At 70.2% G+C, this 13,536-nt stretch carries 7 protein-coding genes; 3 read left to right on the forward strand and 4 right to left on the reverse strand.

The window, feature by feature from the left end; all coding sequences use genetic code 11:
- Positions 1 to 2: 2 nt before the first annotated feature.
- The gene (gene aceB, locus LQ757_RS11615) at positions 3 to 1,601 is read right to left on the reverse strand and encodes a malate synthase A (RefSeq protein ID WP_231047410.1); all 1,599 of its coding nucleotides are present in this window, start codon (positions 1,599 to 1,601) and stop codon (positions 3 to 5) included.
- A gap of 127 nt (positions 1,602 to 1,728) precedes the next feature.
- On the opposite strand from aceB, the gene LQ757_RS11620 reads away from it, so the two are divergent.
- From LQ757_RS11620 to xdhC, 3 genes are read left to right on the forward strand one after another with little or no spacing between them, the layout of a single operon-like run.
- A complete protein-coding gene (locus LQ757_RS11620; RefSeq protein WP_231047411.1) occupies positions 1,729 to 3,183 on the forward strand; it encodes a xanthine dehydrogenase small subunit in 1,455 nt (484 codons plus the stop codon).
- Positions 3,180 to 5,585 (forward strand): xanthine dehydrogenase molybdopterin binding subunit, encoded by a 2,406-nt coding sequence (gene xdhB / locus LQ757_RS11625; RefSeq protein WP_231047412.1) that lies wholly within the window; start codon positions 3,180 to 3,182, stop codon positions 5,583 to 5,585. Before LQ757_RS11620 ends, xdhB begins: the two co-directional genes overlap by 4 nt.
- 14 nt (positions 5,586 to 5,599) lie before the next feature.
- A complete protein-coding gene (gene xdhC / locus LQ757_RS11630) occupies positions 5,600 to 6,430 on the forward strand; it encodes a xanthine dehydrogenase accessory protein XdhC (RefSeq protein ID WP_231047413.1) in 831 nt (276 codons plus the stop codon).
- On the opposite strand, the gene LQ757_RS11635 is transcribed toward xdhC, so the two are convergent.
- From LQ757_RS11635 to LQ757_RS11645, 3 genes are read right to left on the reverse strand one after another with little or no spacing between them, the layout of a single operon-like run.
- Positions 6,431 to 9,598 carry an efflux RND transporter permease subunit gene (locus LQ757_RS11635; protein WP_231047414.1) on the reverse strand — a complete coding sequence of 1,056 codons (3,168 nt, stop codon included), beginning with the start codon at positions 9,596 to 9,598 and terminating at the stop codon, positions 6,431 to 6,433.
- A gap of 16 nt (positions 9,599 to 9,614) precedes the next feature.
- Positions 9,615 to 10,073, reverse strand: a complete 459-nt coding sequence (locus LQ757_RS11640) for an efflux RND transporter periplasmic adaptor subunit (protein ID WP_231047415.1) — start codon at positions 10,071 to 10,073, stop codon at positions 9,615 to 9,617.
- Positions 10,070 to 13,303 (reverse strand): efflux RND transporter permease subunit, encoded by a 3,234-nt coding sequence (locus tag LQ757_RS11645; RefSeq protein ID WP_231047416.1) that lies wholly within the window; start codon positions 13,301 to 13,303, stop codon positions 10,070 to 10,072. Before LQ757_RS11645 ends, LQ757_RS11640 begins: the two co-directional genes overlap by 4 nt.
- Positions 13,304 to 13,536 lie beyond the last annotated feature (233 nt).

A 13,536-nucleotide genomic window follows, 5' to 3' on the forward strand; every position in this document is an offset into this window, starting at 1 on the left:
GCTCAGTCCAGCATCTCGTAGGCGGGCAGGGTGAGGAAGTCGACGTACTCGTCGGCGAGGCACAACTCGGCGACGAGTTGCGCGGCGGGCTCGGTGTAGGCGGCGAACCACTCGGGCGGGGTGTCTGCGCGCAGGTGCTCGACTTCTTCGTCGAAGACCTCGCGCACGAGTTCGGGCGTCATGGTCCGTCCCGTGTCGGCGAGCACGACGTCGTGCTGCACATGCTGCCACACCTGCGAGCGCGAGATCTCAGCCGTGGCGGCGTCCTCCATGAGGCTGTGCAGTGCGACGGCGCCGCTTCCGGCGAGCCAGGCGGCGGTGTAGGCCACGCCGACCGACAGATTGGTGCGAAGGCCGGCCTCGGTGACGTGACCGCCGCCTGCCGCGATGTCGAGCAGTTGCCCGGCCGTGACCTCGACTTCGGGACGCTGCCGGTCGAGCTGGTTCGGCCGGTCGCCGAGCACCGCGTCGAACACCTCGCGACAGACGGGCACGAGGTCGGGGTGCGCGACCCACGACCCGTCGAATCCATCGTTCGCCTCGCGGGTCTTGTCGGCGCGAACCTTCTCGAACGCGACGGCGGTGGCCTCGGGGTCGGCGCGGTTCGGCACGAACGCCGCCATGCCGCCCATCGCGACGGCGCCCCGGCGGTGGCACGTCTTCACGAGCAGGTCGGTGTACGCGCGCATGAACGGAGCCGTCATCGCCACCGACGCGCGATCGGGCACGATGAACTCGGGACCCGCGTCGCGGAACACCTTGATGATGCTGAAGAGGTAGTCCCACCGGCCGGCGTTGAGCCCCGACGCGTGCTCGCGAAGTTCGTAGAGGATCTCGTCCATCTCGAACGCCGCCGGGATCGTCTCGATGAGCACGGTCGCCCGAACGGTGCCGCGCGGGATGCCGAGCGCCTCCTGCGCGAACACGAACACGTCGTTCCAGAGCCGTGCCTCGAGACGGCTCTCGAGTTTCGGCAGGTAGTAGAAGGGGCCGTCGCCGTCGTCGATGAGCAGTTGCGCCGTGTGGAAGAAGTGCAGCCCGAAGTCGACGAGCGATCCCGAGGCGCGCTCGCCGTCGATGAGCACGTGCTTCTCGGGGAGGTGCCAGCCGCGAGGACGGGTGACCACGGTCGGCCGGCGCAGGTCGGTGCGCAGTGCGTAGGCCTTGCCCTCGGGCGAGGTGTAGGCGAGCGTTCCGCGCGCCGCATCGCGCAGGTTGCGCACGCTGCCGACGACGTTCGCCCAGGTGGGGCTCGACGCGTCCTCCATGTCGGCGAGCCAGACGCGCGCACCCGAATTGAGCGCGTTGATGGCCATCTTCGCGGGCATCGCGGGCCCCGTGATCTCCACTCTTCGGTCGGTGAGCGCATCGGGCGGGGGCGGCACGTGCCAGTCGGCCGCACGCACGTCGGCGGTCTCGGCCAGGAAGTCGAGCGGCTCGCCCGCGGCGATGCGATCGCGACGCGCGTGCCGCGCGGCGAGCAGCTCGCGACGCCGCGCGTCGAATCGCTGGTGCAGTTGCTCGACGAAGGCGAGTGCCTCATCCGTGAGGATCTCACGGCTGCCCGCGACTTCGTCGTCGCGGGCGATCTCGATGCTCATGCGGCTGCCGCTCCCTTCCGGGGATGTCGCTCACACGCTCTGCTTCATCTTCGCGCAGATGCGACCGCGTCGGTACCGGAACACCGGGTACGGCGCGGCGTAGACTCCGATCACGAGGAGTTCGACCATGGATCACATCGTTGTGACGGTCAACGGGCAGGCCCGCCCGCTGCCGGGTGCCGCCGCGCACACGACCCTGCTCGATGCGTTGCGCGACCTGGGGCTCACGGGCTGCAAAGAGGGTTGCGCCGAGGGCGAGTGCGGCGCGTGCGCCGTGATGCTCGCCACGTCCGACGAACGCGGCGGCACCGAGTGGACGGCCGTGAACGCGTGCCTCGTGCCGGTCGCCGCGGTCGACGGTCAGGAGGTCGTCACCGCCGAGGGCCTCGGCACGCCCACGGCGCCGCACCCCGTGCAGGCCGGTCTCGCCGCAGGTGGCGGCTCGCAGTGCGGGTACTGCACGCCCGGCTTCGCGTGCAGCATGGCCGCCGAGTTCTACCGCGCCGGGCGAGCGCCGACCGACGGCGCTTCGCAGGACGGCGACGGCGAGCTCGGGCCGAACGGCTTCGACCTGCACGCGCTCAGCGGCAATCTCTGCCGGTGCACGGGCTACCGGCCGATCCGCGACGCCGCCTTCGAACTCGGCGCGCCCGAGCCCACCGACCCGCTCGCCGAACGCCGTTCCCGGCCGGCGCCCGATCCCGTCGGCACCGACCTCGGCGACGGCAGCGCCCGCTTCGTGCGCCCGGTGTCGCTCGACGGGGCGCTGCGTCTCCTGCACGACGAGCCCGACGCGGTGGTCGTCGCCGGATGCACCGACTGGGGTGTCGACGTCAACCTCCGCGGGCAGCGGGCCGAGCTCGCGATCGCGATCGAGCGGCTGCCCGAACTGCGCGAACTCACGGTCGGCGACGCCTCGATCGAGATCGGCGCCGCACTCTCGCTCTCCGAGATCGGGCGGCGCCTGGCGGGCGAGGTGCCGCTGCTCGACCAGGTCTTCCCGCAGTTCGCGTCGCCCCTCATCCGCAACCGGGCGACGCTCGGCGGAAATCTCGGCACCGGCTCGCCCATCGGCGACACGCTTCCCGCCCTGCTCGCCCTCGAGGCGCGCGTCGTGCTCGCATCGGTCGACGGCGAGCGCGAGGTCGACCTCGCCGACTACTTCACCGGGTACCGCACCACGGTGCGCCGCCCCGACGAGCTCATCCGGGCGGTTCGCATCCCACTGCCGATGGCCCATGTCACGGCCTTCCACAAGATCGCGAAGCGCCGCTTCGACGACATCTCGAGTGTCGCCGTCGCGTTCGCACTCGATTTCGATGACGGTGTCGTCGCCTCGGCGCGCATCGGGCTCGGCGGCGTCGCCGCCACCCCCATCCGGGCTCGAGCCACCGAGGCGGCCCTCTACGGGCAGCCGTGGAACGACGAGATCGTCCGCAATGCGGCATCCGTGCTGGGATCCGAGGGCACGCCCATGTCCGACCATCGCGCGAGCGCCGAGTACCGCGCGCTCATGCTCGAGAGCGCCCTGCTGAACCTGCACCGCACCCACCCGATGGCGAGCGAGGAGGTGCCCGCATGAGCGAGCTCGCTGCACGCCCCGCCGACCCGGTCGTGGGAGTGCCCCTCCCCCACGAGAGCGCTGTCCTGCACACCACGGGCACCGCGATGTACACCGACGACCTCGCCGCCCGCACGAGTGGCGTGCTCACCGCGTGGCCGGTGCAGTCGGTGCAGGCTCACGCACACGTGCTGCTCGACGTCCGCCCCGCGCTCGAGGTGCCCGGCGTCGTTCGGGTGCTCACCGCCGCCGACGTTCCGGGCGTCAACGACGCGGGCGTCAAGCACGACGAGCCGCTGTTCCCCTCAGAGGCGATGTTCCACGGCCATGCCCTCGCGTGGGTGCTCGGCGAGACCGCCGAGGCCGCGCGGCTCGGGGCGGCCGCCGTGCGCGTCGAGTACGAGACGCTGCCGTCGATCGTCACCGTGCCCGAGGCCATCGAGGCGGGCTCCTTCCAGGGCATCCCGCGAACGATCCGCCGGGGCGATCCCGAATCCGTGCTCGCGACCGCGCCGCACGTGTTCGAGGGTGTCGTCGAGATCGGCGGCCAGGAGCACTTCTACCTCGAGACGCACGCGTCGCTCGCGCGCATCGACTCGGAGGGGCAGGTGTTCGTCGACTGCAGCACGCAGCACCCCTCCGAGACGCAGGAGATCGTCGCGCACGTGCTCGGCCTGCCGAACAACCGTGTCACCGTGCAGGCGCTGCGCATGGGTGGCGGCTTCGGCGGCAAGGAGATGCAGCCGCACGGCTTCGCGGCGGTGGCCGCGCTCGGCGCCATGCTCACGGGCCGTGCAGTTCGGCTGCGACTGAACCGCACGCAGGACCTCACGATGACCGGCAAGCGGCATCCGTTCCACATCGTGTGGAAGGCGGGGTTCGACGACGACGGCCGGATCCTGGCCCTCGCGACCACCCTCACGTCCGACGGCGGCTGGAGTCTCGACCTGTCGGAGCCGGTCATGGGGCGTGCGCTCTGCCACGTCGACAACGCCTACTGGATCCCGAACTTCGTCGCGCAGGGGCGGATCGCGAAGACGAACAAGACGTCGCAGACGGCGTTCCGCGGGTTCGGCGGGCCGCAGGGGATGTTCGTCATCGAGGACGTGCTCGGCCGGGTGGCGCCCGCGCTCGGCATCGATGCTGCGACCCTGCGGGAGCGAAACCTCTATCAGCCCGGCCAGACGACACCGTACGGCCAGCCCGTGCGGCACGCCGAGCGGATGCACGAGATCTGGGGCCGAGTGCTCGACGAGAGCGCGTTCGACGAGCGGCGGGCGCAGATCGCCGAGTTCAACGCCGCCCACCCCGACACGAAGCGAGCCCTCGCGATCACGCCCGTGAAGTTCGGCATCTCGTTCACGCTCACCGCGTACAACCAGGCCGGCGCGCTCGTGCACGTCTACAAGGACGGCTCGGTGCTCATCAACCACGGCGGCACCGAGATGGGGCAGGGCCTGCACACGAAGATGCTGCAGGTCGCGGCGACCGCGCTGGGCGTGCCGCTCGAGACCGTGCGCCTCGCGCCGACTCGGACCGACAAGGTGCCGAACACGTCGGCGACCGCCGCCTCATCGGGCGCCGACCTGAACGGCGGCGCCGTCAAGGACGCCTGCGAGCAGATCCGTCGGCGCCTTTCCGCGGTAGCGGGGCGCTTGCTCGGCGTCGACGAGCGCGATGTGCGGTTCTCCGACGGCCGGGTCGCAGGGCTCGGTGCATCCGGACCCTGGTTCACCTTCGCGCAGGTCGTGCAGGCGGCGTACGACCAGCGCATGCAACTCTCGGCCGCCGGCTTCTACCGCACCGAGGGCCTGCACTGGGACACCGAGCGCATGCAGGGCTCGCCCTTCAAGTACTTCGCCTACGGCGCCGCGGCGACGGAGGTCGAGGTCGACGGGTTCACGGGCGCGTACAAAACCCTGCGCGTGGACATCGTGCACGACGTGGGCGACTCGCTCTCGCCGATCGTCGACCGCGGGCAGGTCGAGGGCGGCTTCGTGCAGGGGGCCGGATGGCTCACGCTCGAGGAACTGCGATGGGACGAGTCCGACGGCCCCGGCCGCGGCCGCCTTCTCACGCAGTCGGCGAGCACCTACAAGCTCCCGAGCTTCTCGGAGATGCCCGAGGTCTTCAACGTGCACTTCTTCGAACGCGCCACCGAAGACGGCGCCGTCTACGGTTCGAAGGCGGTCGGCGAGCCGCCGCTCATGCTCGCGTTCAGCGTGCGCGAGGCGATCCGCGAGGCGGTCGCCGCGTTCGGGCCCGCGGGGCACTGCGTCGAGCTGGGCTCGCCCGCGACGCCCGAGGCGGTGTTCATGGCGATCCGCGCGGCGCGGGGTGCCGCCCCGAGGCGCGACGACGCCGAATCGGATGCCGCAACCGCGCGCACGACGTCGCAACGGCTCGTCGCATCCGACACCTGAGCCGGAGGCCTGCCGTGGACTGGGTCGACGCCGTGCAGGGGCTGCGCGCCGCGCGCACGCCGTTCGTCATCGTCACCCTCGCGATGGTGCGCGGGCATGCGCCCCGCAACGGCGGCGCGAAGATGGTCGTCGCGGCCGAGTCGCTCTTCGGCACCGTCGGCGGTGGCAATCTCGAGGCGACCGCCGTCGACCGCGCCCGGACGATGCTCGGCGCGGGCGCCGCCGAGCCCGAACTGCTCACGCTGACCCTCAGCGACCGGGCCGTCACCGATTACGGCGTGCAGTGCTGCGGAGGAGAGGTCACCATGCTCTTGGAACCCGTGCGGGTCGTCCCGTCGGTCGCGATCTTCGGCATCGGCCACGTCGGCCTCGAGCTCGCTCGGGTGCTGGGCCGGCAGCAGCTCGAGCTGCACCTCGTCGACTCGCGCGCCGAGATGCTCGCACCTGTGCGCGTCGGGGTGCTCGCGGATGCGGTGGCGACGGTGCACCTGCATCACCTGCCGGTGCCCGAGGCGGCCCTGGCCGACCTCCCCGACGGCGCGCACGTGCTCGTGATGACGCACGACCACGGCGAGGACCTCGCGATCGTCGAGGCGGCGCTGAACGTGCCGGGCCTCGGCTCGATCGGGCTCATCGGCTCCCGCTCGAAATGGGCGAGGTTCCGCTCGCACCTCGTCGAGGCTGGTCACGATGAGGCCGAGCTGGCCAGGGTCACGACGCCGATCGGCATCGACGGCATCGCGTCGAAGGACCCTGCCGCGATCGCGGTGAGCGTCGCCGCACGCATCCTGCAGCTCGTCGAGGAGGCGGCGGTCCGCCCCCCTGGACCGCCGCTCCCCCGCTGATCAGACCGCGGCCGGCTCGGGCGCCGGCGGGGCCGGCTCGGGCTCGCTGTCCGCGGGCGGCGGGCTCTCGCGCTGCGACTTCGGCTTGGCGAACCGCAGGTACAGCGACGGCACGACGAAGAGGTTGAGCAGCGTCGAGGTGATGAGCCCGCCCAGGATGACGACGGCCATCGGGTGCTCGATCTCGTGGCCGGGGATCTCGCCCATGACGACGAGCGGCACGAGCGCGAGCCCCGTGGCGAGCGTCGTCATGAGGATGGGCGACAGTCGCTCGGCGGCGCCGCGCATCACCAGTTGCTTGCCGAACTTCTCGCCCTCGTAGCGTTCGAGGTGCTGGCAATGGTTGATGAGCAGGATGCTGTTGCGCGCGGCGATACCCATGACCGTGAGGAATCCGACGATCGAACCGAGCGAGAGCACGCCACCGGTGAGGAACGCCGCGAAGACACCGCCGACGAGCGCGACGGGCAGGGTGAGCAGGATCAGGGTCGCCAGTCGCCAGCTCGCGAACGCCGCCTGCAGCAGCAGGTAGATGACGAGGGTCGCGGCCACGGCGAGCAGGAGCAATCGGTTGGTCGCCGCCTCGCGCTCCTCGGCTTCGCCGATGATCTCGGCGTGGAAACCGGCGGGCAGGTCGATCTCGCGCAGCCCCTCCTCCATCGCCGCCACGACCGAACCGAGCTTGCCCTCTTCGACGTTGGCCTCGATGTCCATGCGGCGCGAGTTGTTGTCGCGCTCGATCGCGTTCGGGGTCGCCCGCAATGACACGTCGGCGACCGCCGAGAGCGGGATGACCTCGCCCGACGGCGTATCGATCGGCAGGTTGCGGATGCTCGTGACATCGGATCTGATCTCGACCGGGCTCCACACCTGTACGTCGTAGGCCTTGCCGTCGCGGAAGACGTCGCCGACCTCCTCACCCGCGACGAGCGTCGCCGCGGCGCGACGCACGTCACCCGGCTTCAGTCCGTGCTCCTGCGCGGCCTCGAGATCCACCGTGACCTCGAGCTGGGGAACGTCGACCTGCAGCGACATGTGCTCGTCGATCGCCCCGTCGGTCTCCAGGAAGACGTCGAGGATCTCCTCGCCCGTGTCTCTCAAGGTCTGCAGGTCATCGCCGTACAGCCGGACGACGACCGCGGTGTCGCCGCCCGTGAGGACCTCGCGGATGCGTTCCTTGAGGTAGGTCTGCACGTCGCGGCGGATGCCCGGGTAGCCCTGCACGAGCTCCTGCACCTTCTTGAGCGTCGCGTCGTAGTCGACCGCCGGATCGATGCTGATCCAGTTCTCGCCGAAGTAGACGCCGTAGACCTCGTCCCCGTTGTACGCCTGCCCGATGTGCGCGCCGCAGTTGCGCACGCCCTCGATCTCGAGCAGTTCCTGGCAGGCCCGCTCGCTGATGCGCACCTCCTCGGGGGCGGAGGTTCCGGGTTGCGTGACCCAGTGCATCAGGAAGTCGCGCTCCTTGAAGTCGGGCAGCAGCGACTGACCGAGGAACGGCACCGTGACCGCGCCGACGACGATGAGCGCGCCGAAGAACACGTACCCGGGCCATGGGCGGTCGACGATGGGATCGAGCGACTTGCGGTAGCCGCGCTTGAGCACCCGAACGACCGGCGGATCGCGCGGGTCGAGCGGCGCCTTGCGCAGCAGGATCAGCGCGAGTGCGGGCGTCACCGTGAGCGCGACGACCATCGACGAGAGCACGGCGAGGGTGTAGGCCAGCGCGAGCGGACGGAAGAACGCCCCGGTGAGGCCCTCGAGGAAGAAGATCGGCACGGCGGCGACGATGATGATGAGGGTCGCGTAGATGATCGGACCGCGCACCTCGAGCGAGGCCTCGAGCACGACTTTCGCGGTGGATCGCTGCCCGCCCCCGGCGCGTTCCTGGCGCAGGCGTCTCACGATGTTCTCGATGTCGATGATGGCGTCGTCGACCACGACGCCGACGGCGATCACCAGCCCCGCGAGGATCATGGTGTTGATCGGCGTGCCGGTCAGGTAGATGACGAGCGCGGCCGAGACCAGGGAGAGCGGGATCGCGATGATGCTGATGAGCGCGGTGCGCCACTGGAACAGGAACAGGGCGAGCACCATCATCACGAGGAGGATGCCGAGCAGCAGCGCGAGCGAGAGGTTGCCGATCGATTCCTCGATGAAGGTCGCGGGGCGGAAGATCTCGGTGTCGATCTCGATGCCGCGCAGGCCCGGAGCCAGCTCCTCGAGCACCGCCTCGACGCCCTTCGTCACCTCGAGTGTGTTGCCCCAGGGCAGCTTCTCGACGATGAGCATGAGCCCTTCGCCCTCGTTGATCACCGCGTCGCCGATGAGCGGCTGGTGATCCTCGACGACGCGGGCGACGTCGCGCAGCCGCAGCGGATCGCCGCCTCGCTCCTCGATCGTCACCTCGGCGAGTTCTTCGGGGGTGGTGATCGGCAGAACATGCTGGATCCCGAGTCGCTGCTGGGGCGTGGCGATGTACCCGCCCGTGCCGATGACGGAACCATTCGAGAACTGCAGCAGCCCGGCGTCGAGCGCGTCGGCGGTCACCGTCATGACCTGCTCGAGGCTGACCCCCTCGGCGGCCATCTTCTCGGGCTCGGCCTGCACCTGCAGCATCTGCAGCCGCTCGCCCCAGATGGGAACGTTCGCGACCCCTGGGACGCGCAGCAGGTGCGCACGGATCTTCCAGTACGTGATCATCGACATGTCGATGACCGAGTGCTCTTCCGAGGTCAGGCCGATCTTCATCACCCGGCTCGTCGACGACAGCGGCTGCAGCATGATCGGGGGCGATGCCCACGTCGGCAGGGTCGGGGTGGCGTTCGTGAGGCGCTCGGCCACGAGCTGTCTCGCCTTGAGCAGGTCGGCACCCGGCTCGAAGATCAGCACGATCGACGAGATCTGGCTGACCGACTTGGATCGGATCTCGTCGAGTCCCTCGACGCCGTTCAGCGCCTCCTCGAGCGGCACCGTCACGAGCTGTTCGACCTCGCTTGCGGTCAGGCCGATGCACAGCGTCTGGATCTCGACCCTCGGCGGCGCGAATTCGGGGAACACGTCGACCTGCGCCGAGCTGAGCTGCACGCCGCCGAACACCATGATGCCGATGGCCAGCGTCATCACGATGGTCCGGAACTGGAGGCTGAACCCGATGAGGCGTCGCATGTCAGTGCCGTCGCGATCAGTGCGCGGTGTCGAATTCCGCACCGAAGAGCTCGGCCGCGCCGAGCGTCACGACGCTGGTGCCCGGCTCGGGGCCCTCCGAGAGGAAGGCGGTGTCGCCCTCGATGCGATCGACCACGACCGCCGCCCTGACGAACACCTCGGGTTCGGTGGTGGTGTACACCCACGTGTCGCCGTCGTGATCGTAGATCAGCGCGGCGTAGGGGACGGTGAGTCCGCCATCGCCCGCTTCGACCTCGGCGGTCTCGAGACCGAGCCGCTCGATGGCCTGGGGCGTGAGGGTGAGACTGCTGAGCTCCTCCGAGATCTCCTCCTTGACGGCCGGCTCGGGTCCGGCTGCGGCACCGGCCTCCGTGACCTCGGCGCAGCCGGTCAGGCTGAGCGCGCCCCCGACGATGGCCAGTCCTGCGAGGACCGTCGCGGCCCCCCGCCGGACCTTCAGCGTTGCATCGTTCATGACGGTTCCTGCCTCCATTCCGCCACTGGAGCATTCAAGTTCACGAGCGAACTGTCGGCGGCCCTCGTGCCGCCCCACGCGAGCACGAGCAGCGGCAGCACGATCAGCGAGACGAGGATCGACGTCACCGTGCCGCCCCAGATCACGGCCGCCACCGGCAGCACGGTCTCGACGCCGACCGTGCCGCCGAAGAACGCGGGCGGCGCGAGCAGTGCGACGGATGCCGCGAGCGCGACCAGTGCCGGCCGGATGCGGGCGCCCGCCGCTGCCCACATGGCCTTCGCGGGAGACTCGGCCTGCCGGCCGGCCACAGCCGTCTGGTACGCGCCGATGAGCATGCCCGCCTCGCGCACGGCGAAGGCGAGCACCGGCACGAGGGCGATGATCAGGACGAGCGAGTCGAGGCCGCCGGCCAGCCACGCGCCGATGAGACCGCCGGCGAGTGCCAACGGGAGAGTCAGCAGTGCGATCGCCCCGAGCCGCCACGAACCGAGCACCGTCTGCAGCAGCACGAGGATGACGACGGCTGCGGCCGCGAGCAGCCACCACGTGAGCTGGCCCGAGGCCTGCTGTTCGCCGTACTGCTTCGGGATCTCGGCGTGGTACTCGACGGGGAACTCGACGTCGGCGATCGCCGCACGCACATCGGCCTCGACGTCGGCGAGGCTGCGGCCCTGCACGTCGGCGGTGATGTTGATGCGCCGATGGGTGTCGTCGTGCCGGATCACCGCGAGGTTCGGGCTGATGCGCACGTCGGCGACCTCGCTCAGTGCGACCGTGTCGCCGCCCGGCGTGTTGATGATGAGATCCTCGACCGACGTGAGGCTGTGGCGGGTGTCTTCGGTGCCCTTGACGACCACCTGGAAGACCTTCTGCTCCTCGAACATGTAGCCGACCTCGAAGCCCTGCAGCACCGCGGCTGCGGCTCGGCGCACGTCGCCGGGCTTCACGCCGAACTGCTTCGCCTTCTCGAGGTCGACCTCGATCTCGGTGATCGGCTGCACGAGGTCCTGCTGGATCGTCGGTTCGACGAGCCCGTCGATCCCGGCCATCGCGGCCTGCAGCTCGGCGGCCTTCTCCCGCAGGATGTCGATGTCGATGCCGTACACGCGCACCTGGAAGTCGCGTTCCTGGGCGGCGCGCACCCGCTCGACCTGCCGCTCGGGGTACGACATGACGCGGTTCGCGAGTCCGGGATACCCGTCGATGACCTGCTGCACGTCCTCCTTGACCGCGGCGTAGTCCGCGCCGTCCTCGAGGGTGACCCACATCTCGCTGCCGCTGACGTCGGACTCCGTGTCCGACGTGATCGCACGACCGACGTGTCCGCCGACCGCCGCGACCCCGGCCAGGGTGCGCAGCTCATCGGCCGCGCGTGCGGTGATGCGGCTCATCTCGTCGTTCGAGGTTCCGGCGACGGAGTTCCACTCGACCAGGATCGTCCGGTCGGGCACTGAGGCGAGCACGGGCGCGTCGGTGGTCGTCAGCGGGATGGTTCCGAGTGCGAGCACGCCGAGCACGACGGCGACGAGCGCGCCGATCCAGCCGCCTCTGCCGGCGGACGCGCGTTCCATCGCGCCGGAGAACTTCGTCGTCATCCCGGTCACCGCGGCGGGCTCGCGCGCCGCCTCCGTGTCGTCCTTGCGCCGCAACAGCAGGCTGGCGAGCGCCGGGGTCACGGTCAGCGCCACGATCATCGCGACCAGGAGGGTCACGAGGTAGGCGATCGCCACGGCCCGCAGGATCTCGCCGTCGAGACCGGGCACGAAGAAGCTCGGCGCGATCGCCACCGCGGAGACGAGGGCGCCGAACAACGCGGGCAGCCTCGAGCGGCGCAGCGCCGTGGTCAGGATGCCGGTGCGACGGGCGGCGGCATCCGTCGACGACTCCGGAGACGAGTCCGGCGCCGAGTCCGGCGCCGATTCGGCGGCGTCACCACGCGAGCGCGCAAAGGCGCCCCGTGTGCGCAACGACTCGAGGTCGGCGACGACGTCGCCGATGGCGACCGTGAGCGCGAGGGCGAGCCCCACGAGGGTCATGGTGTTCATGACCGTGCCGGTCAGCTGCAGGGTGAGCGCGGCGGCCGTGCCCGAGACGAGCATCGCGAGGGCGGCGATCAGCGCGTACCGCCACGAGCCGAGCCCGAGCCCGATCACGAGCGCGGCGAGCAGCAGCCCGGCGAGCGCCGCCCACCCGAGTTGGCTGACCGCGGTCTCGAGGAAGGTCGCCGGCTGGAACACGGTGGTGTCGACCTCGATGCCGGCCAGGCCCGGTGCGAGATCGGCCATGGCGGCCTCGATGCCGCGGGTGACCTCGACGACATCCGCCTCGGGGAACTTCTCGATGACGATGAGCAGGCCGGGCGCATCCCCGGTGATGGCGTCGCCGATGAGCGGCTGATGGTCTTCCTTCAGGTCGGCGACGTCGGCCAGTGTGAGCTTCTCCGGGTTGCCCTCGATGACGACCTTTCCGAGGTCTTCGGGCGTCTGGATCGGCAGCACGTGCTGGATGCCGATGCGCTGGTTCGCGGACTCGATGAAGCCGCCGGTGCCCGGCGTCGAGGCCTCGAGGAAGCTGAGCGGCGACACCCACACCGCATTGCCCGCCGTCGTGATGACGTCGTCGAGCGTCACGCCCGCCGCATCGAGCCGTTCGGGCTCGACCTGCACCTGGACCTGCTGCTCGCGCTGCCCCCAGGTCGAGACGTTGGCGACGCCGGGGACGCCCATGAGGACGGGCTTCACCGTCCATCTGGCGAGCACCGACATGTCGATGAGCGACACGTCCTCCGAGGTGAGCTCGATCATCATGACCCTGCTCGTCGACGACAGCGGCTGCATCAGCACGGGCGGCGCCGACACGTTAGGCAGCGCGTGGGCCTGCGTGAGCCGTTCGGCGACGAGCTGGCGGGCGCGCAGGAGATCGGTGCCCGGCTCGAACACGAGCTCGATCGATGAGAGGCTGGGAACCGAGACCGAGCGGATCTCATCGAGCCAGGCCACGCCGTTGAGCAGGTCGGCCTCCATGGGGCTGGTGATCAGCTGCTCGACCTCTTCGGCCGACAGGCCGAGCGCCTCGGTCTGGATCTCGACATGCGGCGGGGCGAACTCGGGCAGGTTGTCGACCGCCATCGTCGGCAGGCTGACGAGCCCGAACCCGAGCACCCCCGCAGCCACGGCCGCGACGAGCAGCCGGAATCGCAGGCTCCAACGCACCAGCCACGAGATCATGACGTCCCCCACGCCTGCGCCTGGTGCCGCGTCGGCGTCGCCGGCAGCACCTGCGCTCCCCCTGTACCCCTGTGCAGACCGCGTCAGCCGCGAGTCTGGGCGCGTGGATCGCCTCGGAATGTGCCGGCGGCCGCGCGCCGCATGCTCGATTTCCGAATAGTGCCGCGCTGGAAACTGAGCAATCGTCGTCAGTGTGGCACAGCCCGTCTGGCACTACAACTTTTTCGATTGAC

The sequence above is a fragment of the Agromyces cavernae genome, from assembly GCF_021044935.1.
Lineage (GTDB): Bacteria > Actinomycetota > Actinomycetes > Actinomycetales > Microbacteriaceae > Agromyces > Agromyces cavernae.